General features: G+C 27.8%; 21 protein-coding genes and 3 tRNA genes. 17 read left to right on the top strand and 7 right to left on the bottom strand.

Features of this window, described 5'->3' with window-relative positions; all coding sequences use genetic code 11:
* Positions 1–365 precede the first annotated feature (365 nt).
* Entirely contained in the window at positions 366–626 is a 261-nt protein-coding gene (locus QK892_RS03295; RefSeq protein WP_317272098.1) for a hypothetical protein, read from the bottom strand.
* Positions 627–1,028: 402 nt separating this feature from the next.
* On the bottom strand, positions 1,029–2,795 hold the full coding sequence (locus QK892_RS03290; RefSeq protein WP_317272097.1) for an ATP-dependent metallopeptidase FtsH/Yme1/Tma family protein: 1,767 nt from the start codon (positions 2,793–2,795) through the stop codon (positions 1,029–1,031).
* Positions 2,796–3,017: 222 nt separating this feature from the next.
* On the opposite strand from QK892_RS03290, the gene QK892_RS03285 reads away from it, so the two are divergent.
* The 6 genes from QK892_RS03285 (at position 3,018) to QK892_RS03260 (ending at position 8,569) form a co-directional block, all read left to right on the top strand.
* A complete protein-coding gene (locus tag QK892_RS03285) occupies positions 3,018–3,440 on the top strand; it encodes a hypothetical protein (protein ID WP_317272096.1) in 423 nt (140 codons plus the stop codon).
* Between the two features lie 23 nt (positions 3,441–3,463).
* Entirely contained in the window at positions 3,464–4,423 is a 960-nt protein-coding gene (locus QK892_RS03280) for a YkvA family protein (protein ID WP_317272095.1), read from the top strand.
* A 23-nt stretch (positions 4,424–4,446) separates the two neighbouring features.
* Positions 4,447–5,391 carry a ribonuclease H family protein gene (locus tag QK892_RS03275; RefSeq protein WP_317272094.1) on the top strand — a complete coding sequence of 315 codons (945 nt, stop codon included), beginning with the start codon at positions 4,447–4,449 and terminating at the stop codon, positions 5,389–5,391.
* Positions 5,392–5,478: 87 nt separating this feature from the next.
* Complete coding sequence (locus tag QK892_RS03270; RefSeq protein WP_317272093.1) at positions 5,479–5,652, top strand: YtxH domain-containing protein; 174 nt, start codon at positions 5,479–5,481, stop codon at positions 5,650–5,652.
* A 340-nt stretch (positions 5,653–5,992) separates the two neighbouring features.
* The gene (locus tag QK892_RS03265; RefSeq protein ID WP_317272240.1) at positions 5,993–7,294 is read left to right on the top strand and encodes a helix-turn-helix domain-containing protein; all 1,302 of its coding nucleotides are present in this window, start codon (positions 5,993–5,995) and stop codon (positions 7,292–7,294) included.
* An 18-nt stretch (positions 7,295–7,312) separates the two neighbouring features.
* The gene (locus QK892_RS03260; RefSeq protein WP_317272092.1) at positions 7,313–8,569 is read left to right on the top strand and encodes a transcriptional regulator; all 1,257 of its coding nucleotides are present in this window, start codon (positions 7,313–7,315) and stop codon (positions 8,567–8,569) included.
* Between the two features lie 567 nt (positions 8,570–9,136).
* On the opposite strand, the gene QK892_RS03255 is transcribed toward QK892_RS03260, so the two are convergent.
* Positions 9,137–11,203, bottom strand: coding sequence for a helix-turn-helix domain-containing protein (locus QK892_RS03255; protein ID WP_317272239.1), 2,067 nt, complete (start codon positions 11,201–11,203; stop codon positions 9,137–9,139).
* A gap of 172 nt (positions 11,204–11,375) precedes the next feature.
* Here QK892_RS03255 and clpB point away from each other — a divergent pair, with 172 nt between their 5' ends.
* On the top strand, positions 11,376–13,976 hold the full coding sequence (clpB, locus tag QK892_RS03250) for an ATP-dependent chaperone ClpB (RefSeq protein WP_317272091.1): 2,601 nt from the start codon (positions 11,376–11,378) through the stop codon (positions 13,974–13,976).
* A gap of 194 nt (positions 13,977–14,170) precedes the next feature.
* Here clpB and QK892_RS03245 read toward each other — a convergent pair whose 3' ends face one another.
* Both QK892_RS03245 and QK892_RS03240 read right to left on the bottom strand, forming a co-directional pair.
* Entirely contained in the window at positions 14,171–14,548 is a 378-nt protein-coding gene (locus tag QK892_RS03245; protein ID WP_317272090.1) for a VOC family protein, read from the bottom strand.
* A 28-nt stretch (positions 14,549–14,576) separates the two neighbouring features.
* Positions 14,577–14,867 (bottom strand): Dabb family protein, encoded by a 291-nt coding sequence (locus QK892_RS03240; RefSeq protein ID WP_317272089.1) that lies wholly within the window; start codon positions 14,865–14,867, stop codon positions 14,577–14,579.
* Between the two features lie 160 nt (positions 14,868–15,027).
* Here QK892_RS03240 and QK892_RS03235 point away from each other — a divergent pair.
* The 10 genes from QK892_RS03235 (at position 15,028) to QK892_RS03190 (ending at position 21,722) form a co-directional block, all read left to right on the top strand.
* Positions 15,028–15,104 (top strand) — tRNA-Arg (locus tag QK892_RS03235).
* Positions 15,105–15,108: 4 nt separating this feature from the next.
* Positions 15,109–15,184: transfer RNA gene (locus QK892_RS03230), tRNA-Lys, on the top strand.
* An 89-nt stretch (positions 15,185–15,273) separates the two neighbouring features.
* Positions 15,274–15,348: transfer RNA gene (locus QK892_RS03225), tRNA-Gly, on the top strand.
* Between the two features lie 314 nt (positions 15,349–15,662).
* On the top strand, positions 15,663–16,010 hold the full coding sequence (locus tag QK892_RS03220; protein ID WP_317272088.1) for a class Ib ribonucleoside-diphosphate reductase assembly flavoprotein NrdI: 348 nt from the start codon (positions 15,663–15,665) through the stop codon (positions 16,008–16,010).
* 487 nt (positions 16,011–16,497) lie between these two features.
* On the top strand, positions 16,498–18,228 hold the full coding sequence (locus QK892_RS03215; protein WP_317272087.1) for a hypothetical protein: 1,731 nt from the start codon (positions 16,498–16,500) through the stop codon (positions 18,226–18,228).
* A gap of 11 nt (positions 18,229–18,239) precedes the next feature.
* The gene (locus tag QK892_RS03210; protein WP_317272086.1) at positions 18,240–18,527 is read left to right on the top strand and encodes a hypothetical protein; all 288 of its coding nucleotides are present in this window, start codon (positions 18,240–18,242) and stop codon (positions 18,525–18,527) included.
* A gap of 2 nt (positions 18,528–18,529) precedes the next feature.
* Entirely contained in the window at positions 18,530–19,087 is a 558-nt protein-coding gene (gene lepB, locus QK892_RS03205; RefSeq protein ID WP_317272085.1) for a signal peptidase I, read from the top strand.
* A gap of 87 nt (positions 19,088–19,174) precedes the next feature.
* Positions 19,175–20,191 (top strand): DUF7601 domain-containing protein, encoded by a 1,017-nt coding sequence (locus QK892_RS03200; RefSeq protein WP_317272084.1) that lies wholly within the window; start codon positions 19,175–19,177, stop codon positions 20,189–20,191.
* Between the two features lie 89 nt (positions 20,192–20,280).
* Complete coding sequence (gene srtB / locus QK892_RS03195) at positions 20,281–21,051, top strand: class B sortase (RefSeq protein WP_317272083.1); 771 nt, start codon at positions 20,281–20,283, stop codon at positions 21,049–21,051.
* Positions 21,052–21,065: 14 nt separating this feature from the next.
* Entirely contained in the window at positions 21,066–21,722 is a 657-nt protein-coding gene (locus tag QK892_RS03190) for a Spy0128 family protein (RefSeq protein WP_317272082.1), read from the top strand.
* Between the two features lie 69 nt (positions 21,723–21,791).
* Here QK892_RS03190 and QK892_RS03185 read toward each other — a convergent pair whose 3' ends face one another.
* Both QK892_RS03185 and QK892_RS03180 read right to left on the bottom strand, forming a co-directional pair.
* Positions 21,792–21,980, bottom strand: coding sequence for an alpha/beta-type small acid-soluble spore protein (locus QK892_RS03185; RefSeq protein ID WP_317272081.1), 189 nt, complete (start codon positions 21,978–21,980; stop codon positions 21,792–21,794).
* Positions 21,981–22,181: 201 nt separating this feature from the next.
* Positions 22,182–22,808: an ECF transporter S component gene (locus QK892_RS03180; RefSeq protein WP_317272080.1), complete on the bottom strand. Its 627-nt coding sequence runs from the start codon at positions 22,806–22,808 to the stop codon at positions 22,182–22,184.
* Positions 22,809–22,855 lie beyond the last annotated feature (47 nt).

Below are 22,855 nucleotides of genomic sequence, written 5' to 3'. Positions count from 1 at the left end.
TCCGTTAATAACTTTTATGACTTGATAGTGATTAAATATATCCTAGCTTTTATATGTGTCATCTATCCATCTCTTTCACCATATACAACTAGTTTTTTATATGGTGGGATATTTGTTCCATCTTTTATAATAGTATACCGTAATGTTTACTCTTTATTCAGCGATAAATTTTAATTTATACAATATATTTTTATTTTCTTTTATTACTTTTAGTGTTTCTTCATAAAAAATACCGTATATTCATTTTGATATGCTACCTTTAAGGTAGACAGATTAAATAAATAAAAATCTGCTATTTGAAAGGGAACATATCATTTTAGAATAATACGGTATTTTATTTATAAATATTTTTAAATTATTATATTCTATAATTGCATTAAGAACATAAATATAGCTAATGTTCCTAATATAATAGCTAAATCAATAAGAGCTAATTTTCTTTCATTCTTTATTATTGCTATTACAAGAGCAACAACACCTAATATAATATTAATACAAGCTAATACAACACCAAAATATCCTGTGAAAAGTATAGTTTCTAATAGGTATAATCCTGTAAGAATAAATAAAATAGTGTGCATTACTTTAGCTAATTTACTTTTTGTCATAATAATATTATTAAGCATATTATTTTACCTCCTTATTTAACAAAAATTATACAAAATTTAATTTTTTCAATTATACTATCTAAATAAAAAAAAATCAATATATTTTACTAAAACAGGATAAAAATAACTATATTAACTATATGTTTAATTGCTTTTATTAGATAAATGGTTTTAATATACTATGAATTAAAGTCCAAGGAATATAAATCCTTGGACTTTTTCATTTTCTAGGAATTTATAAAAGGATTACCCTGTGAATAATTTTTTATAAATTCCTTCCTTCAGTTTATAAGGAATAAATATCATATGAGAGCGACTTGGAGTTTACGACGGAGCAACGAATATGATGTTTATTCCTTTTTCATTAAACATACTTTTATTCTTGTTTTCTTAACTTTTTCATTCTTTCATTTCTTAAATCTATTTATTACTTATTAATTCTTCACTCTTACCTAATAAATGGTATATAAATTCTTCCTCAAGTGTTTCTTTATCTAAAAGCTCCATAGCTAATTTATCCAATATATTTTTATTTTCTTTTAATACTCTTAATGCTTCTTCATAGAGTGAGTTAACTAATTCTCTACATTCTTCAACTATTGGATTTCCATAAGCTGTTGAAAGATTACCTAGCTTTGAAAGCTTTAATAGACCTAATGTATTTCCCATTCCATATTCTGAAATCATAGACATAGCAATGTCAGTTGTTTGACTTAAATCACCTTCAGCACCTGTTGAAATTTTTTCTTTTCCGAAGATAATTTCTTCAGCCGCTCTACCGCCTAGTAAGACCATAATTCTATTTTTTAAGTAATCTAGTCTTTGATAAGACTTATCTTTAGGTATGGTTAGAGTATATCCACCAGCACCATTAGTTGTAGGGATAATAGTAATTTTTGATACCTTATCCTCTGGGGTTTTAATAAGTGAAACCAGAGCATGTCCAGCTTCGTGATAGGAAGTTAAAAGTCTATCTTCTTCTAGATAATGACCTCTTTCTTTCTTTTCATATCCTGCAAGAACAATTGAATAAGCCTTATTAATATGCTCATCTGTTAATGAAGATGAATTTTCTTTAGCTGCCATAATTGCAGCTTCATTAATTAAACTTTCTAATTTTGCACCTGAGAAATAAGCGGTTTTTCTAGCAATATCTTTAATATTTATTTCATTATGAGGTTTATTTTCTAAATGAAGAGATATAATTTTTTCTCTTGCACATAAATCAGGTAATGAAACCTCTATATGTCTATCAAATCTTCCAGGTCTAAGTAAGGCAGAATCTAATGTATCTAATCTATTGGTAGCAGCAATTACAACTATGCCTTCTTTTTCACCAAAGCCAGACATTTCTGTTAAAAGAGCATTTAAAGTTTGATCTCTTTCATCATTTCCACTAGAAGCAGCAGAGCCACCTCTTTTTTTACCTATTGCATCTATCTCGTCAATAAATATAACAGCTTTACCCTGTGCTTTTGCTTTCTTAAATAAGTTTCTTATCCTAGCAGCACCAACCCCTACATATACTTGTACAAAATCAGAACCACTTAATGCATAAAAAGGAACCTTAGCTTCACCAGCTACCGCCTTAGCCAGCAGTGTTTTACCAGTACCAGGGGAACCATAAAGTATAACACCTTTTGGCATTCTAGCACCATATTCTTTATATTTTTCAGGATTCTTTAAAAAATCAACAATGTCCATAAGACTTTCTTTAGCCTCTTCGTTTCCAGCTACTGAATTGAAAGTTAATGCACTTCCATCCTCTGAAAAGTCTTTTACATCTAAATTAGTAATTTTTGAAGTAGACATATTTCTTTTATTTATTGATATAAATACAATGGATATTATTGATGATATAAGAACCATTGAAGTTATAGTTTTAGAAGGACTGCTTATATTTTCATCAGAGATCTCTATATTATTTTTTAATAAATCTTCCTTTAATGTTGGGCTATTAGGATTTTCAGTAGAGTACTTACTGCCATCCTTTAAAAATACTGTAAGCTTAGAGCTATTATTAATAATTACTTTAGATATATTATTATCAGTTATATCTTGTAAAAATATTGAATATTGTTTATTGTAGTTAGCAGTTTTACCGAAACTTAAATACATTAAACAAAATGTAGAAATAATAGCAGTAGCTATTGGAATCAAAATTATATTTTTCTTTAGTTTATTCATTATTACCTCCTAAATAGAAGATTAACTGTCATTAATATATTAACATTTTTAAATTTTTAGTCCACTTAAGAACCTAGATTATTCCAATGTAAGTGTTGGTAGATATGTTAAAATGAAAAGATATCTTTTAAAAGTTATGTAAATAGAGTATACTTTAAATAAAATAGCTGACTAATTACATTAATTATTTAACAAGTAATATAATAAGGAGAGATAATAAAAGTGCTTTATTCAACTGTGTTATCATCAAGGGATATTACTGAATTAGTTAACTTAAAAGGCAAAGATAAAGGTATAGAGGTAACCCATATAGAAATAGATAATGGAATAAATTTTTCAGGAAATATTTTTAATAAAATAAATAGTAGATTTAGTGGTAGCCTTTATATTAAAAGTTTTTATGGAAATAAGATTATTATTGGAACAAAGGATATAAATATAGAGAAATTAGGAATGCTAAAGGGCATAACTAACGTATTATTTAAATCAATAATTAAGATTATGGGAGAAGAAAATCTAAGTATAAAGGGTAAGGATATTATAGTTGATTTAGATAAGTATGAAGCAGATATTAAGGAGGTCTATATAAAGGACAAGCTTCTTTATATAATAGGATCAAACTTAGAAATGTATAAGAATGCATAGTTAATTTATAATGGGAGGTAAGTATGAATATTTCAAGTGTTAAAGTCGCATTAACAGGCGAAGATTTACTAAGTATTTTAAATGAATTTGTAAGCGTAGAAGGGTTATGCTTAGAAAAGATATTAATTGATGAGGAAATAATATTATTTGGAAGTTTTACAAAAGGAATAACCATAAATTTTGTAGCTGGTGTTAAGTTTAGTAGGATAGAAGATGGGATTATACATGCTGAAGTATCATCTTTTAAAATAGCTAAATTAAGTATATTCTCTGTATTAAGAAAAGTAGCATTAAAGTTTGCCTTAAAGTCTTTAGAAGAAAAAGGCATAAGTTATAATAATGGAAAAGTAGAAATAGATCTTAAATATTTATTAAAGGATGTTCCATATATTGATTTAAATATATCAGATATATACTTTACTCAAGATCTATTAAATGTTGATGTAGCAAATATTAATATTTCACTAAAGGGAACATTAATTAAAGAAGTTCCTGAAGAAGAACCTTATGTAGAAGAAGAGTTTGAAGAAGTTTTTGATGATATAGAAAAAGTAAAGGATCACTATAGTGTGGGGAGAGACTTTGTTAATGAAAAACTACCACAAAAGGTAAAAACTTATAGTGATTATCTTTTTATAATTCCAGATATGGCAGCTTTATTATATAGGTTGCTAAAAGATAAAAGAGTTTCTTTAAAAACAAAACTTATTATTTCAGGGGCTATAGCATATATTGCCGTTCCAACGGATATAATACCAGATAATATTCCTTTTATAGGAAGAGTAGATGAAATTGCTGTAGCATTTTTTGCATTAGAAAGAATAATAGCTGATGTACCAATTAAAATAATATTAGAGAATTGGGAAGGTAAAAGTGATATTGTTTTTGTAATAAGAAACATTATAGAATATGTAGTAAACTTTACCGGTGCTAAAAATGTAGAAAAGATTTATAACTTTATTGAGGAAGTTGTATCATTATAAAATAAATCAAAGGAGTAGAATGCATGGCAAAGAAAGTTTATGCGATTAAAGAAGGTTTCAATTTTGCTACTAATGAAAAGGTAGAAAATTTAATAGTAGATACATGGGCAGAATGTCAAAGGTATATAAAAGGAGTTAAAGGTGCTAAGTATAAAAGCTTCGAGGATATAAATGATGCCAAAGCATTTTTATCTCAAGGAGATGGTATGTTAAAGAAAGGTGTAGATAGATATCCAATGGATTGCTTACATATTTATGTAGATGGTAGTTATAATGTTACTACTGAAAGATATGCCTATGCTTTAGTAGCAGTCAAAGATAATGTAATTGAGTATGTGGAAAATGGAAAGAGCGAAGATAGTTCTAGTAAAAGCATAAGACAAATTGCTGGAGAATTAGAGGCGACAGTTAAAGGTGTTGAATATGCATTAAGACAAAATGAAAAAAAAGTAGTGATTTTTCATGATTATGCTGGAATAGCTCACCATGCTACTGGTTTTTGGGAAAGAAAAGAGCAATCATCTATAGATTATCATAATAAGATGAAGAGTTTAATTGATAATGGTATAGAAGTTATTTTCGTTAAAGTAGATAGCCACACTGGAGACTTATATAATGAGATTGCAGATGAAAAGTGTAAGGAAGCTTTAAATATTGATTCTAACTATGAATTTTATAAATATCTTAGAGATAATAAAATTTATGTTTCTAATAATTTAGTAAAAGAACAGTTAAAGAATATTGCAAGAGATAGAGAAGATAATATTATAAGCATTAATGAAGAAAGTAATGTAGTTTTACAATCTATAGATAACGAAGAAGCTTTAAATACTAATAATGATGAAAATAACGAAATAATTAATAAGTTAAATGATATATTTAAAAATCTTTCTAAAGAGAAACAAAAAGATGTATTAAGTTATGCAGAATATCTCTTAAATAAAGAAAATAAAAATAATAATAACTAGATATTTTATTAAAATGCTCATTTCATGAATATAAGATCAAAATTTGCAAATAATAAGCTTATGAAAATATTTATGAGGTGATAATAAATGTTAAATACAATTAAAGGAATGGCAGCAGGTGCTGTAATAGGAGTAGCTATAGGTGCCGTAGTTTTTCCACAATTAGATAGAAGAACTAAAAGAAATTTAAAAAGAGCTGGCAAGAGAGCATTAAATATGGCTGAAGGTGCTTGCGACATAATGATGGGATATATGAGATAAAGATTCTATATCAAAATGATTAATCATTTTGATATAGAATCTTTTTTTACAGTGACTAATGTCATATAAAGTTATTAATAATAGTAAAACTATACTATAAAATTATAAATTGTTAAGGAAAAATTTGAAATTTATAGTGATTTTATTTAGTTTAATGTTATAATAATTAAAAAGAAAATATAAAAAATATTTTCATTTATTTGATAATTTGACGAAAAAAGAGAATTAATAGTTTATTCTATATAGAATAACTATGAAATTTAGATAAAATATGATACAATTTTTAATAATAGAAAAGATTAACAATATTAATTTTTGGGTATGAAAAGGAAGAGTAATGATGGAAATTCTTGCATTAGGGGAAAAAATAAAAAGAAGACGAAAAGAATTAGATATGACTCTTAAGGATTTAGCTGGTGATAGAATTACTCCAGGTCAAATTAGTTTAGTCGAATCTGGAAGGTCTAACCCTTCTATGGATTTACTAGAATATCTAGCAGGAGCATTACAAACTTCAGTTGAATATTTAATGGAGTCAGAAGAGACACAAGCAGAAAAGATAAGTATATATTATGAGCAAATTGCCGAATCTTATATTTTATCAGGTGATTATATTACTGGAGAAAAATATATTGAAAACGCTTTATATTATGTTGAAAAATATAATTTAGAGTATAGAAAGGCAAAGATTATATATTTAAGAGCAAAAATATATAACGCTAAAGGAGAATATACTTTAGCTCAACAATTTTTCTTATCTTCAAATGTAATTTTTATTAAGAATAATAACTACGAAGAAATAATTAATACATTTCTTAACTTAGGGAAGATAACATTAAAACAAAAAGCATTTCATTCTTCAAGTAGTTACCTAAGACAAGCAGAAAAGGTATATCTAGATAATAATATAGGGAATGATTTTTTACTTGGAGAAATTTATTACTATATGGCACAAGCCTATTTTAATATAGAAGATCTAACTAAGGCTATGGATTATTCATTTTTAGCTAAGAGTAAGTTTGAGCAAGTAAGAAATAGGGAAGAATATGCAAAGACACTATTATTAATTTCAGAAGAATATAATATGAAGGGTGATTTATCAAATGCTATTAAATATTCCGAAAATGCATTAGAGGTATATAAAGAGTTAGATGAATTAAATAATATATCTGAAATTGAAAATAATTTAGGAAAATTATTCTATGAGTTTGAGAATATCGAAGAATCCTTCAAGCATTATGAAATATCAAGGGATATTAGAATTAGAAGAAAAGATTCTAAGTTAGTTAGTACATTAATGAATATTTGTGAAAATTACATTAAGTTAAAGGATATTTCAAAATGTGAAAGCATATTGGTAGAAATGAATTCATACTTAGAAGAAGGCGATGTAGAAAGCTTAATTGATATAAATTTACTATGGTATAGAATTTATATTTTAAAAGAATTATTAAAGGAAGCTGAATATGTATTGCTTGATACATATGATTTAGCTAAAAATAATAATTTACAAAAACAGGCTGGACAGTTAGCTATAATGATAGGTAAGTATTATATAGATAATAAAAAAGAATTAGAAGCGGCTAAATATTTAGATGAAGGAGTAAATATCTTTAGGAAGATAGGCATACTTAAAAATTAATTCAAGCGGGGGATTAAAATGGAAATATTATCAACTGGCGAAAAAATTAAAAGGGCAAGAGTATATCAAGGGATAACTTTAAAAGAATTGTGTGGAGATAAGGTTTCTATATCTAAAATGAGTTGCATAGAAAATGGAAAGATCAAGGCTGATAAAGATATCTTAGAATATGTATCAGGGCAGCTTGGACTTGATTACGAGTATTTAGTAAGAGATGTAGAAGAGCAAATAATAAGCAATCTAAAATTAATAAATAGAGACTTAGTTCCCGATGAAGAAATGGATAATGTTATTAATCATAATTTGAGTTACGCCTTAGAATATTCCTATAATGATTTGGCCTTTGAACTTATTCATAAGTTGTTTAACTATTATGTTAAGAAAAATAAAGTTGAAAATATACAATTAATCATATCTCAATATTATGATTTATATCAAAAGAATAATACTCGCGAGAATACTATAACTTATTATGTTGATATGGCCACATTCTTCTATAGTATTAAGGATTATAATGAAGCAATAGATTACTATAATAGGGCAAGAAGCCTTATTAAAGATGAGAAGAACTTTAATAAATCAGATTATGCATATATTTCTTATAGAGAAGGTAAATCTTTTGAAAAGTTAGATAGATTAGAAGAAGCATATAATTCTTTAAAAGAAGCTTTGAAATATATAGATAGTATTGAGAAAGATTTAGATAAAGGTGATGTATATCATAGTTTTGCAACTGTTGGTATTAGACTTAATAAAGATGGAGCTGAAAAGTATATTAGTCTAGCTTATGATTATAAAAAAGAGAAGGCAACAGTATTAGCAATTGCAAAGGGGAAGAGTGGAGAAAGTTATTTCTACGTTAATAATAGAGAAAAAGCAATTCAAGAAATTATGGAGGGCATAGATTTATTCCCTACAATCGATGAAAAGAAATATGTTAGATTTTTAAATAAATGTATTAAAACTCTTTATGAAAATAAAGAATACGATATTGCATATGAAATTACAGATAAAGCTTTAAATTCTGCAATTAATAGTACGGATATAGCGTTAATTGAAGAAGCATATTATTTTAAAGGAATGATACTTCAAAAGAAAGAACAATACATACAAGCTGAGATGTATATGAACCTTTCACTAGATTCTTTGTTTAAATTTGCAAATAAAGATAAAAGGCATGAAAGATATTTAGATATGGGTGAAATGTATTATAAATTAGGAGATGTTAAAGACTCACTGAAATATTTTACATTAGCAATGAATTTAAAAAAATAGTAAATCGTATATAAAAAAATGAAAGCTTATGAAGAGATTAATTCTTTAATTAATAACTTCATGAGCTTTCATTATTTATATTAATAAGTAGTATATTTAAACAGCGTTATGGAACCTTATAATAACAAATAAATTTTATTTTTTCAAAGGGTGGAAAAATGAAGATAATATATTTAATAATGAATATTTTGAAAATACGCTAGGTACAAAAAATAGTCCTCTCATTAAAATCAATCCTTTCTAATAATAATAACCGCTTAACTTATAGTTAAAGTATACTTAAAATTTAATTAGATTGCATTGACTTAAATGTTTAGTTTTAGGTACATTTAAGTTATTAACAAAATTTCCGATATATTGAAAAAGTACAAAGAAACCAAAATATTTGGTTTCTTTGTACTTCTATTGATATTTATTTAAGGTTTTAGTACATTTATTAATTTTTATGGAACTTTTATTTTCTATAATTCCGAATGAAATGAGGAATTATTACCTTCAGAGTAGAAGTGGATAAATGTTATATGACTGCGACTTGGAGCTTGCGAGGTCGCAAGGAATAACATTTATCTACTTTATGTTTTTGATTACAATAAGTTTAGCATCATAACCTTTAAGTTCTGTAATTATATTTAGAATTGTATTTTTCTTAGAATAACTAAATTCTATCTTAGGAAAAGAAGCTTTGTGTAAAATTTCCTTTTCTTCTTTATTTAATCTATCTGGTGAGCCCATAGACAACCAATAGTTATAAGAAGACCCAACTCTTTCGCTTATTTCATAAGTTATTATTCTAGAAGATTTTTTTATGTTTTCAATATTTAATGATATTTTCTTTTTATAGATCTTTCTTTTACCACGTTTAGTAAAGATACCTTCAAAGTTTTGTAATTCTTCTAGTTCATCAGTATATGAGTAAAGCAATATACAATACTCATCATCCTTTTTAGTTACTATTAATCCGTTATCTATAGTAACAATTTCATCGCCCAATTTACTAAGTAAGTAGTAAGCATAATAAGAAGGTTTTCTAATTCCCATATCATTTACTAAACCAGGAGCACCTATGAAAACTTCATTTGTTAATCTTATTTCTTTTTCTAGGACATCAAAGGCTCTTAAAAAATTTAAAGATTTTTTATTAAATATTGTATTATGGATAATGAATGGCAACATATATGCTGTGTCATAGATTTTATTTAAACTCTTATCGCAAATAAAATCTTCTTCTATAACATCTATGTCATATTCATCAATTAAAAATTTTAATAGAGCACTCTTTAATTCTTTATCTATTATAGGAGTAAACTGAAATTTAAATTCAGTTATATCAATATAATCTATTTCAGAAAAATATTCGAAGAAACTAGTTAATATATGTTTGTATTTTTCAAGAGAGAAATTAGGATTATCTATTAAAATAAGTGGCTTTAAATCTATATAGTCTAAAAATTCAATAACACTTTTAGCTTTATTCCAGTTATAGAAATCAGCTTTAGGGAAAACCCCCATATCATTATTAAACATATTTTCGAATCTAACATATTTAAAATGAAGTTCATCCTGAATTTCTTCTAATATATCCTTATTGTCTTCCAATAGTAAATCAAATGCATCGTCAAGATTGATTATCTCTCTAAAGTCTTTATTAAGTTCACCTTGACTTTCATCCATATTCACATGAATCTTCCATAGCTTATTTTCATAATTGAATCTTTCATAATCATCTAGTTCTGATGAAAGATATTCTAAAGCATCCTCAATTTTTAAAATTTCAACTTTTTTGATTTGTTCAAATTCTTCTTCTGTTAATTTATTCTTTTTCCTATATTGAAGAGGAGTACAACCGTAGTAATTCTTAAAATTCTTATTTAAATATCTTACATGAGAAAAACCAACTTCATCAGATATATCTGAAATACTTAAGTCACTATCTAATAAAAGCTTAACAGATTCTTCAACTCTAGTTTGATTAACTAAATCAGTAAAACTATTTCCAGTTGCATATTTAATCTCATGAGATAGATAATGTGGACTTAAGAATTCTTTCTTAGCAATTTCTTGTAAAGTAATATTACTATCATAATTATTAAATATATATTTAGAAATTCTATGATATCTAGCTAATTGTTCAGTTTTTTCTTTTAACTCTTCTTTTTCATAAGTTAAGTAATGGAAGTTATTTATAAGATGATATAATAAGTCTATTAAAATGGATTCGATTTCCTTATCATAATCATCAAGTTTTTGTACAGCTTCACATAAAAGTTTAGCTAAGAAATTTCTCAGCAAATCATATTCTTCACCATCTTGAGCACCATCATCTGTTGAACTTGTATAAAAGAAAATATTATTTATATCCTTATAATACTTTTCAAAGAAGTAAGGATCTATATTGAAGATTAATACTCTGTTATCTTCATCGCTATAAATTCTATGTGCTTCATCAACATTTATAATCTCCATTTCCCTTTCTAATACTTCAAAGGAATCTGCATCTACATTAACATTTATACTTCCTCTTAAAACATAAAGTATTTCAATAGAATTATGCCAATGTATTGGATATTCCTTTATATTAGCATATGTTATTTTTATAGGAGAGTCTGGTGGATAAACTATATATTCCCTTCTTATAAAAATCACCTCCCTTAGTAATAATTAATAATTTAATTATATCCTATTTATTAGAAAATAGAAAAGTTTTATAAATTTTTAAAATATACTTTGACTTTCTTTGACTTTTGTATTATTATTTATATTGTAGATAAAATAAAGATATAAAGTGGTATATGAAGGAGTGAAGCACATGAATATTGATAAAATGACATTAAGAGTTCAACAAGCATTAAATGATGCTAGCATGATTGCAGTAAAGTTTAATCACCAACAAGTAGAACTAATACACTTATTTACATCATTAGTAGAGCAAGAGGATGGACTTATACCAAACATATTTACTAAAATGGGCGTTAGTGTTAAATCGATAAATGATGATTTAAATAGAATTTTAGGAAATATGCCAAAGGTTTTAGGTGAAGGTGCAAACTCATCTGGAGTGTATGCTACTAGACAAATAGAAGAAGTATTAGTAAAAGCTGAAGATTTAGCTAAGAAATTTGAAGATTCATATATTAGTGTTGAGCATGTAATGCTAGCTATAATGGAAGTTGATAAAAATGGTGAAGTAAAGAAATTACTAGATAAATATAATATTAATAAAAAAACATTTATGAATGTATTAAAAGAAGTAAGAGGAAATCAAAGAGTAGAAACTCAAGATCCAGAAGGAACTTATGATGCTTTAGGTAAGTATGGTACTAACTTAACAGATCTTGCTAAAAAGCATAAATTAGATCCTGTGATTGGTAGAGATGAAGAAATAAGAAGAACTATTAGAATTCTATCAAGAAGAACTAAAAATAATCCTGTATTAATTGGAGAACCTGGAGTTGGTAAAACTGCTATAGTTGAAGGTTTAGCTGAAAGAATCATTAGAGGGGATGTACCAGAAGGATTAAAAAATAAGGTTATATTCTCTTTAGATATGGGTGCATTAATTGCTGGTGCAAAATATAGAGGAGAATTTGAAGAAAGATTAAAGGCTGTCTTAAAGGAAGTGCAAGGTAGCGAAGGAAGAATAATATTATTTATAGATGAAATTCACACAATAGTTGGAGCAGGTAAAACTGATGGAGCTATGGATGCAGGTAACTTAATTAAGCCTTTACTTGCAAGAGGAGAATTACACTGTATTGGTGCTACAACTTTTGATGAATATAGGCAATACATTGAAAAGGATAAGGCTTTGGAAAGAAGATTCCAACCTGTAATAGTAGAAGAGCCAACTGTAGAAGATGCTATATCAATTCTTAGAGGATTAAAAGAAAGATTTGAAATACATCATGGTGTGAGAATTCATGACTCAGCTTTAGTTGCAGCAGCAAAGTTATCGCATAGATATATACAAGATAGATTTTTACCAGATAAGGCAATTGATTTAATTGATGAAGCTGGAGCAATGATAAGAACAGAAATAGATTCTCTTCCAACAGAGCTTGATAATATTAGAAGAAGGTTATTCCAATTAGAAATTGAGAAGGAAGCTCTATCTAAGGAAAAGGATGAAGGTTCTAAAAAGAAATTAGAAGCTTTGGAAAAGGATATTGCAGAACTTAAATCTGAAAATGATGCTATGACAGCTAAATTTGAAAAAGAAAGAGATGCAATAGTTAATTTAAAAGACTTAAAAACTAAGCTAGATGAAGCAAGAGGAGATTTAGAAGCTGCTCAAAGAAATTACAATTATAATAAGGCAGCTGAAATTCAATATAGCGTAATTCCTGCTTTAGAAGAAGAAATAAAGCAAAAAGAAATTGAAGTAAAAGAAAATTACGAAGGTGCTCTTTTAAAGGAAGAAGTAACAGAAGAGGAAGTATCTAAAGTTCTTTCTAAGTGGACTGGAATTCCAGTTACTAACCTTTTAGAAGGGGAAAGAGAAAAACTTTTAAGACTAGAAAGTGAAATGAGCAAGAGAGTTATTGGCCAAGAAGAAGCTATAACTGCTGTTTCAAATGCTATTCTTAGAGCAAGAGCAGGATTAAAAGATGCTAATAAGCCAATTGGTTCATTTATATTCTTAGGTCCAACAGGAGTTGGTAAGACAGAACTTGCTAAGACATTAGCTAGAAACTTATTTGATTCTGAAGAAAGTATTATAAGAATAGATATGTCAGAATATATGGAGAAACATTCAGTTTCTAGATTAGTTGGAGCGCCTCCAGGATATGTTGGATATGATGAAGGTGGTCAACTTACTGAAGCAGTAAGAAGAAATCCATATAGTGTAGTATTATTTGATGAGATTGAAAAAGCTCATGAAGATGTATTTAATATGTTCTTGCAAATCTTAGATGATGGTAGATTAACTGATAATAAAGGAAAAACAGTAGACTTTAAAAATACTATTATCATTATGACTTCTAACATTGGTAGCAGTTATCTTCTAGAAAATAAGAGTGAAGATACTGTAGATGAAAGTATTAGAAATCAAGTTATGAATGAAATGAAGTTAAGATTTAAACCTGAATTCTTAAATAGAGTAGATGATATAATTATGTTCAAACCATTAACTGAAAATGGAATTAAGAAGATAATAGATATTTTCTTAAGAGAGATGTCAGATAGATTAAAAGATAAAAATATAAATCTTAAAGTTACTGATGAAGCTGAAACAATTATGGCTAGAGAAGGATATGATCCAGTATATGGAGCAAGACCTTTAAAGAGATATATTCAAAATACCTTAGAAAATACTTTAGCTAGAAAAATTATAAAAGGTGAAATTGGATATGGTTCAAATGTTGTAGTTGATGGAGAAGAAGAGCAAATTGTAATTAAGAGTGAATAGGGAATAAGTAATAAGTAATAATTAATAGAGAAGAAGTAAGAGTATTAGTGGAAAGTTAATAGCTTAGGAATGAAAAAATGAAAGAATGAAAAAATTAAAGAATGAAGAAATAAAGAATAAAGGTCTAGCTGATGCTTGACCTTTATTCTTCGTATTGGGTTAATAATATTAATTAAAGGAATAAATTAATTTTTCTACTGACAAACACCTAGTGGATTATCATCTGGATCATAGAAAGTAAAGAATTTAGAATCTCCTTCTTCATCTATTGGATTTACCTTAACATTCTTTTCAAGTAAGAACTTGTGAGCCTCTTCTATATTATGAGGAATAAAATTATAATATTTTCCTACACCAAAATTATTATTTGGGAATTTCATTGGTTGATGATTTAAAGTTTTTACAAGACAGACTACTGTTTGAGATTGTTCTGAAATTTTTAATACAGCTGCTTCTTCTTCAATGTACAGCAGTTTAAAACCAAGTATTTCTTCATACCAATTTGCTGATAGTTTAGGGTCTTTTACTGGAATAAAAACTCCTTCCATTCCCATCAAAAGTGGGTTTGTCATTTCTTAACGCCTCCCTAAAAATATATAATTAGATTTCAAAATCAATACAGGCTCTATCTACTTTAATAGTAGCTAAAAATCTTGCGAATTCTAAGTGCTCTTCACATGTTTGATATTCATCTAATGTTTCTACACTTTCAAAATCAAAAATTAAAGCTACATCGTAATTAGAAGCTGGTGTATTTTCAACATTTCTAACTACGTTGAATTTTTTTATTGTAGATAAATCTCTTAGCTTTTCTATTTCTTTAAAGAAATCATTAATATTTTTTTCTTTGTTATCATCTTTTAATGTAAACATACATATGTGTCTTATCATTATATATCCTCCATAAATTTCTATTTATCTTTTAGGTTTATAATAACATAACTTTACAATTGGTAATAGTTAATATTTTCTTAGAGAAATTTTAATTTAAATAAAAAAAGCTGTTGACAAGATACGACAAATTGGTTATTATATTTCTCGTGGAAAAGATGCGTGTTTAGCTCAGCTGGATAGAGCAACGCCCTTCTAAGGCGTGGGCCAGGAGTTCGAATCTCTTAACACGCACCATCGTGGTTTACTAGCTCATTCGGTAGAGCACTTGACTTTTAATCAAGGTGTACCGGGTTCGATTCCCGGGTAAGCCACCACATTCTTTTGGAATTTTGAGAGAAATACTTTTAAAAAATAGTATTGACCAAATAACTATGATATTATATCATGGAATGGTAAGTAGTATGCGGAAGTGGCTCAATGGTAGAGCGTCACCTTGCCAAGGTGAATGTTGCGGGTTCGAGTCCCGTCTTTCGCTCCAATATATCCGTGCAAATGTGATTTGTACGGATTTTTTTTGTGTATAAAAATTTATAGAAGATTTTAAAAAATTATATATCAATGTATTAAAAAGGTTAAGTGAAATGAGGAAATTCTAGTGTTTTCAGTATTATTTATAATATGTGTATTATAGTTATAGTAGTAATTTATAAGATAAGAATGAACAATTAATATATGATTGAATGAAATTGAATTTAAGAAGATTAAATTTTGCAAAATAATTTAAAAGTTCTTACAATTTCATTTTTTTATGGTATAATAAGTTAAATTAATACATAAAAAGGAGATGAGGATATGCTAGTAGTATATGATAGCAGATTCGGCAATGGAAAAGCATTTGCCGAAAAATTAGGAATGCCAACCCAAAGTGTTAGTGAGGCATTAAATGAAGAATGTGTTCTTGTTACACGTAATGAAGGATTTGGTCAAATTACAAAGATCACAAGAGAATTTTTAGATAAAAATAAAGAGTTAGTTCGTGGAGTTGTTGTAAATGGTAGCATGGATAAACATGCTGAATCATATTGTTTTGCAGCTGACAAAATTGAAGCTGAATATGGAATTACTTGTCTTCGTAAAATTGATGGACAAGGAACAGATGAAGATGTAGAAGCAGTAAAAGCAGCTATTAATAATCTGTAAAAAGTATGAATTAACTTATTTTAAAAGTGAAAGCTAGATATAGGAATAACCTATATCTAGCTTTTTTGTTATTAGAAAAAGCTAGATAAGATGTAGAAAAATCATGGAGAAACAGTAAAAAATGTATAAATTATAGTCAACAATAATATAAATAATATTCAAAATATAATGTCAAATCGTTGACTACAATATATAATAGCGGTATAATTTAGTAAAAATGGTGGTATAATTCAATAAAGACAGTGATATAATTTAATGAAAATAATTGTCAATTGAGTTTTTAAAATTGAGATTAAATCACTATATAATCAGAATAATCTCTGTAAATCTGTTGGAAATGAACATATTATCTCCATATAACTACTAATAAAATTGCTGACATAAGAAATGGCGTTTAATATGATTTTTTTCCGCGCAGATAATTTGGCATTTTTTAATGATGCTTAATAATGAAGAGGTAATACAGTAGGTCAGGAGGGTATAATTTATGAATACAAGATGTGGTATGAAAAGAAAGAAAAATACTACAAGATGGCTAGCAGGCTTGCTTATAGTAGCTTTAACCATAAGTAGCATATTGTTACCTGGAAGTGGAGTTTCTGCAAAAGCAGAAAACCTAGATATACAAACTACTTCAGTAGAAAATCTAACTTCTGATACTGATGATAAAGAGGATCTGAATGGGAACACAGCTGACAATGCAAATTTGGATTCTAAGATTACTGATGATGAAAATATAAATAGTAAAACTTTAAATAATGAAAAACAGAAGACTAGAACAGTTGATAATAAAAATATAAATAGTAATATTACTGATAATAAAAGTTTAGATTTAAATACTATTAATAATAATCAGAATATTAGCACTATTACTGATGAAAATTTAGACAATAAAAAAAATAATTATAGTTCAAATTATAATGAAGAATCAACAGTAAATTCACCTATATCTACATTAAGTGAAGATGAAATTGAGGCTTATGCTAACGAATCTTACACAGCAGAAAACTTCTTTGAAGCATCAATGCCTAGTACCAATGGGCATTATGAGGCAAAAGGTATTTTTGTAGATTCTAATGGAAATGCTACTCTAGTGCTTAAAGTACAAAAAAATAGCACTATCAAAGAGATAAATTATGTGAAGATTAATAATACAAAGGTAGAGGTTACAGATGAATATTCCCCTATAGAAATAATTAGTGGTGAAAGTACTATCACAATTAATCTTCCAAGCGGTAATAAAAAAGAAGTTTACAGCAAAAATGGTTTCATATTAATTGATATAGGAAGCTTTAATGGTATTATTAATGAAAATGGAAAATTTACTTTGACTGTTAAAACAGGAGCTGGTGGCTGGGACATAGATGGTTTGGAAGTAAGCGTTAATATTAACTATAAAATAATAAAAAATGCCAATGTAACATCAGCAAAAATAGGAGATAAAATCACATATACCGTAACGGTTTTAAATGAAAGTGATATAACTCTTTATGATATTAAAGTTATAGATAATATTCCAAATGGAATAAAAATAGAAAGTGTAAGAATAGGAGATAGTATAGAAGCACCTAAGATTGAAAATAATATATTGATTTTAGAAGAAGGACTATCTTTATCTAAAGATAAATCAAAATCATATATAATTGTTGCTACTGTAGAAGGGGAAAATATCCCGGGAACAATTACTAATAAAGCTACTATGACAAGCAATTCATTTTATCCAAAATCAGATACAGCTGATGTAACAGTAACTAAGGATGTAATTATTAAGAAGGTAGTAGCAGGGAATATGGGTGATACTACAAAAGAATTTAACTTTAATGCTATTGTTAAGAAAAACAATAAGGAATATAAGAATGTTTCATTTAAATTAGGGCATAAGGGAATATTTGATGAGCTTATAGAAATTCCAGCTGATGCTATTATTATATTGTCAGAATTAGATGCAATTAAAAATGAAGGCGAAGATGATTATGATTATGATGTTACTGTCTCTATAAATGATGAAGAATTCACAATGGAAAATGGGGTATGCACTATTGAACTTGGGGAATATGATACGGGAATCGTTAATATTACTGTAACTAATACGAAAAATGTTGAAATCGATACTGGAGTTATATTAGATTCCTTACCTTATATAGCAATTTTAGTAGTTGTGATTATTGGTGGTGGAATATTCTTTATTAACAAGAGAAAGAAGGAAAATGACATTTAGGAGGCTTATAGATGGAAAAAGTAATAGATAAAACTTCTAATAATTCTACAATAACACCACTTAACTTCGAACAAGAAATTATTATTGAATGGATTAAAAAAGTACAGTTTAAAAAGAAATTCTTAGGTGGAGTAAGTGAAGAAGATGTATGGAAGAAGATTACAGAATTAAATAATATGTACACTATGGCTCTTGTTGCAGAAAGAGAAAGGTATGATGCTCTCCTTGAAGAACATGGTATTTTGCATAGAGAAAGTATTTTTTCTAATGAAATATATACCTCTGTGGAGGAAGCCTAGAAATGGTTAATGCAATCAATAAAGAGACAAACATAGACGAAGTTATTAAAAAAAGAAGAAATGATTTATATATAAAACTTGAATATAGAAGTTTAGTTACTAGAGTTATTTTATTGATAATTGTAGGTTATATATTATTTTCACAATTCTTTTTAATTACGCAAGTTACTGGAAATGGAATGTTTCCTGCAATAAAAGATGGTGACTTAATAATTGGGTTTAGAGTACAACAGAAATATTCAAAAAATGATGTTATAACTTACAAATACAATGACTCTACTTATCTTGGACGTATTGCAGCCTGTGAAAATGATGTAGTAACAATAGATGATAGTGGAAAGCTAATTGTAAATGGCACAATTCAAGATGGAGGAATTATGTATCCTACATATATTAAGGAAGAGACAAATTTAGAATACCCTTATAGGGTACCTAATGATTCTGTTTTCGTGTTAGGGGACTATCGTACTCAAACTGAAGATAGTCGTGATTTTGGATCAATATCTATAAATGATATTGAGAGTAAAATTATTACGATTCTACGAAGAAGGGGATTGTAAGTTAAAAAATTAAATTGTATGTTTCTCTCTCTCATTAAAATGGGAGTAACATAAATAATAAAATCAATTTTTGGGGAGGAAGAAGTTATGAGGAAAATTTTTACATTTATTTTATCATTAGTTATGGTATTAAGCATGAGTACCATTGTTTTTGCAGAAGGAGAAACTGGAACAATCACTAACGGTGGTGAAAAAACTATAACGTTTAATAAGATATATGATTTGGTTAATAGTGGAACTAGTAGTCCTTCTGAAACAATTACTTTTAAAATTAAAAACCATGGAATGACTGATACGACTGAAACTATAATGCCTAGCTTTGAGAAGGGTGAGTATTCATTTACTACTGTAGAAGGAGTAGTAACTAACGAATTCTCTATAGATTTACCTACTTATTATAAGGTTGGTAAATATACTTACGAGATAACTGAAGCTGTTGGAAATACTGCAGGTGTTGATTATAATGAAACATCATATTATTTAGTTGTTACTGTTAGTAAAGGAGATGAAGGTTTAATTAGAACTACAGCTCTACACCATGGAGACACAAATAACAAGGACAATAAGGTAGATGGTATTAATAATACTTATTCTGCTGGTAGCTTAGCAATTAGCAAAAAAGTTACTGGTAATATGGGTGAAACAGATCGTTATTTCGCAGTAAATGTTACTTTAAACGCTCCAACAAATAAGGACGTTAAGAGCACAATTTCAATTAGTCCGACCTCTTATAAAAATATTGCAGAAGACGGTACTATAGAAACTAATCCTACTAGCATTACTGTTGGAACTCCAACTACTTTCTATTTAAAAGATGGTGAAACAATTACTTTAGGTAATGTTCCTTATGGAGTTACTTATACAGTAGTTGAAGATGATTATACTGGTGATGACTACGACTATGATGCTGCTACTTATAATTGGTCTGATAACAATAAAAAAGTAGACTCAGCTCAAGATACAGTTACAATTACAAATAACAAGCAAAGAGATGTTGATACAGGAATCATAGTGGACAACCTACCTTATATTATAATCTTAGCTGGTGTTGTAGTTGGTATGGGAGTTTTCTTTACAAAGAAACGTACTGCTAATAATAACTAAGTTAGTAAATTAGTTTAATAATATAGGATTGAAGGGATTTTGGCCCTTCAATACCTAATTTTATTAATAAATCTTAAGGAGTGTGACACGTGAGGTTTTCGAAAATCTTTCTCAGGGTGTCAAATGCCCTTGTAACTTTAATAGTAATATCATTACTTTGCACTGCAGGTGCATATTCAGTCTATGCCCTTTGGGATAATCAACATATTTATGAAGAAGCAGAAAATGTACAAGATGATATGCTAGAATTCAAACCAGAGATGGATGATTCAGTTGATAGAATGGATTCATTTAAAAAGTTATTAGCAATAAATCCAGATGTTTGTGCATGGCTCACTATGGATAATACTAATATAGATTATCCGGTGGTGCATGGTGAAACTAATCTAACGTACATTAATACTGATGTTTATGGTGATTTTTCTTTAGCTGGAAGTATATACGAAGATTCTCGTTGTGATGCAGATTTTCATGATAAATATAATTTGTTATATGGCCACCATATGGCTAATCATAAAATGTTTGGAGATCTTGATCTTTACAAAGAAAAAGAATTTTTTAATAAAAATAAAACAGGAACTTTGATTCTGCCTGATAGAGGATATGACTTGAAAGTTTACGCTTACTTATTGGTAGGAGCCTCAGAAGATATGATATTTGAAACAGCGCAGAGAAATGAAGATATAAATAGTTTACATAATTATGTAGAGAAAAATGCGATTTATCTTCATAAAGATACCTTTGAAGAGGCTAAAAAGGCGAATACACAGATTCTGGCATTAACTACTTGCTCAAGTGAATTTACTGATGCAAGGACGATTATTCTGGCTGTGATGGAACCACATATGCCAGCAGAATAGGAGGGATATTGAGGATGAGGAAAAATATAAATAATATCACAATAACTTTGCTCATATTGATCATGTATCTTACGATGATAAATTCACCTGTGCTGGCAGATGAATTGCCAATAACAAAAATCAAGGCTTCAGTTTCTCTAGAAGGTACATTACCTAAGGAAGCAGAGGGATTTACAATTTCTCTAAAAGCTGATGATATTTATAATCCAATGCCTGATGGTTCTATAGATGGAATTTATAGTATCACTATATCAGGTGAAGAAGATACTAAGTCTTTTCCAGAAATGACTTTTTCAAGTGTAGGAATCTATAACTATAAAATATGGCAAGAAGAAGGTAATAATGTAGATTGCACTTATGATAATAATATATATAATCTTACAGTTTATGTAACTAACAAAGAAAATGGAGATGGTTTAGAGGCGGCTTCAATTCTTTATAAAAATAATGAAACTGAAAAACTAGACGAAGCAAATTTTCATAATGTATATAAAACAATTATACAGATAGAAGAAGAGGTTGACTCTATAACTGATATAATTGAAACTGAACCTGTTAAAACTGGAGATGAATCTAGTGTAATCTTTTGGGTTATTTTAAGCTCTATAGGAGCTATAGGAATATTATTTCTAGTAATATCTGCTCGTAAAAAAAGTGAGGAGAATACTTAAAGTGATGATAAATAAAAGGCAGTAGTTTTGAGAAAAATCTCATAACTACTGCTTTTTTATTATTTAGTTTTATTTAAGTTTTGATTCGTATTGTTCTACCATTCTCTTAACCATTTCTCCACCAACGCTACCGCATTGTTTTGAAGAAAGATCTCCATTGTAGTCTGTGAATGGAACACCCATTTCATTAGCTACTTCATTTTTAAATTTTGATAAACCTTGTTTTGCTTCTGGTACTAATTTTGTACTACTTGCCATAATAAATACCTCCTTAAAAGTTAATACAAAGCTTTTTAATAACTTTGTAATATTATATTGTGTAAAAATAATTTGAATAAACTATAAAGTTTATTACATTATAGGAATGATATTCTTTTTAAGTATAAAAATAGTACAAACTGTAAAAGGTTATCTGAAATAAATTCAAATAACCTTAAAAAATCAATTTATTAATATTTTTTAAAAACTCTTCTTTTGCATTTTAAAGATTGCAATTACTATTGGAGTTACTATCAAAGCAGATAGTACAGCTTCTGCAATTCCATTTGTACCAATTACAGCTAATAGTGCTGTAGAAACTGCTCTTACTGAATTTGAGGCAATTGTTCCTTTTTCCATAAGTATAGCAGCATAATCTTTAAAATAAATTAGATAAATAGTACCAAGAACACCAATTGTATTTACCAAAGAGCCAAAAATAGCAGCAACAGTAATAGACAATTTAACCTTTTTAAGTTTAGTTCTTATAAACTTATAAATGTAATAAGATATAACACCGATTAGAACTCTAGGAACAACAGAAACTAATGGATTATAAAAAAATGGTGACATTGGTGTTGGAGCTGTTATGTTTTGATAAATTGAGAATAAGCCAAAAATTAAGCCTATCGAACCACCTACAACTGGTCCTTCAATTATAGCTCCTATTATTACTGGTAAATGTAAAATTGTTAGTTTAAAAAGTGGTAAAGGTATGAATCCAAGACCTGTTAATCCTAAGAATAAACATATCCCAGATAGCATGGCTATTATTACCATCTTCCTAACATTTTCATGGGATTTCCCCATCCCTCTAGTATTTAACATTTTAACTCCTCCGTTCTTATTCCTTATAAAGGATATAATTCGGCAAA

Source organism: Clostridium lamae, assembly GCF_033043255.1.
GTDB lineage: Bacteria > Bacillota > Clostridia > Clostridiales > Clostridiaceae > Clostridium > Clostridium lamae.
This window is presented reverse-complemented; position numbering and strand designations above follow the sequence as displayed.

What these genes read in the sequence shown, in the direction of transcription:
- QK892_RS03295 (WP_317272098.1), bottom strand. Translation starts at nt 626, where the DNA reads ATGCTTAATAATATTATTATGACAAAAAGTAAATTAGCTAAAGTAATG.
- QK892_RS03290 (WP_317272097.1), bottom strand. Translation starts at nt 2,795, where the DNA reads ATGAATAAACTAAAGAAAAATATAATTTTGATTCCAATAGCTACTGCT.
- QK892_RS03280 (WP_317272095.1), top strand. Translation starts at nt 3,464, where the DNA reads ATGAATATTTCAAGTGTTAAAGTCGCATTAACAGGCGAAGATTTACTA.
- QK892_RS03275 (WP_317272094.1), top strand. Translation starts at nt 4,447, where the DNA reads ATGGCAAAGAAAGTTTATGCGATTAAAGAAGGTTTCAATTTTGCTACT.
- QK892_RS03270 (WP_317272093.1), top strand. Translation starts at nt 5,479, where the DNA reads ATGTTAAATACAATTAAAGGAATGGCAGCAGGTGCTGTAATAGGAGTA.
- QK892_RS03265 (WP_317272240.1), top strand. Translation starts at nt 5,993, where the DNA reads ATGGAAATTCTTGCATTAGGGGAAAAAATAAAAAGAAGACGAAAAGAA.
- QK892_RS03260 (WP_317272092.1), top strand. Translation starts at nt 7,313, where the DNA reads ATGGAAATATTATCAACTGGCGAAAAAATTAAAAGGGCAAGAGTATAT.
- clpB (WP_317272091.1), top strand. Translation starts at nt 11,376, where the DNA reads ATGAATATTGATAAAATGACATTAAGAGTTCAACAAGCATTAAATGAT.
- QK892_RS03245 (WP_317272090.1), bottom strand. Translation starts at nt 14,548, where the DNA reads ATGACAAACCCACTTTTGATGGGAATGGAAGGAGTTTTTATTCCAGTA.
- QK892_RS03240 (WP_317272089.1), bottom strand. Translation starts at nt 14,867, where the DNA reads ATGATAAGACACATATGTATGTTTACATTAAAAGATGATAACAAAGAA.
- QK892_RS03220 (WP_317272088.1), top strand. Translation starts at nt 15,663, where the DNA reads ATGCTAGTAGTATATGATAGCAGATTCGGCAATGGAAAAGCATTTGCC.
- QK892_RS03215 (WP_317272087.1), top strand. Translation starts at nt 16,498, where the DNA reads ATGAATACAAGATGTGGTATGAAAAGAAAGAAAAATACTACAAGATGG.
- QK892_RS03210 (WP_317272086.1), top strand. Translation starts at nt 18,240, where the DNA reads ATGGAAAAAGTAATAGATAAAACTTCTAATAATTCTACAATAACACCA.
- lepB (WP_317272085.1), top strand. Translation starts at nt 18,530, where the DNA reads ATGGTTAATGCAATCAATAAAGAGACAAACATAGACGAAGTTATTAAA.
- QK892_RS03200 (WP_317272084.1), top strand. Translation starts at nt 19,175, where the DNA reads ATGAGGAAAATTTTTACATTTATTTTATCATTAGTTATGGTATTAAGC.
- QK892_RS03190 (WP_317272082.1), top strand. Translation starts at nt 21,066, where the DNA reads ATGAGGAAAAATATAAATAATATCACAATAACTTTGCTCATATTGATC.
- QK892_RS03185 (WP_317272081.1), bottom strand. Translation starts at nt 21,980, where the DNA reads ATGGCAAGTAGTACAAAATTAGTACCAGAAGCAAAACAAGGTTTATCA.
- QK892_RS03180 (WP_317272080.1), bottom strand. Translation starts at nt 22,808, where the DNA reads ATGTTAAATACTAGAGGGATGGGGAAATCCCATGAAAATGTTAGGAAG.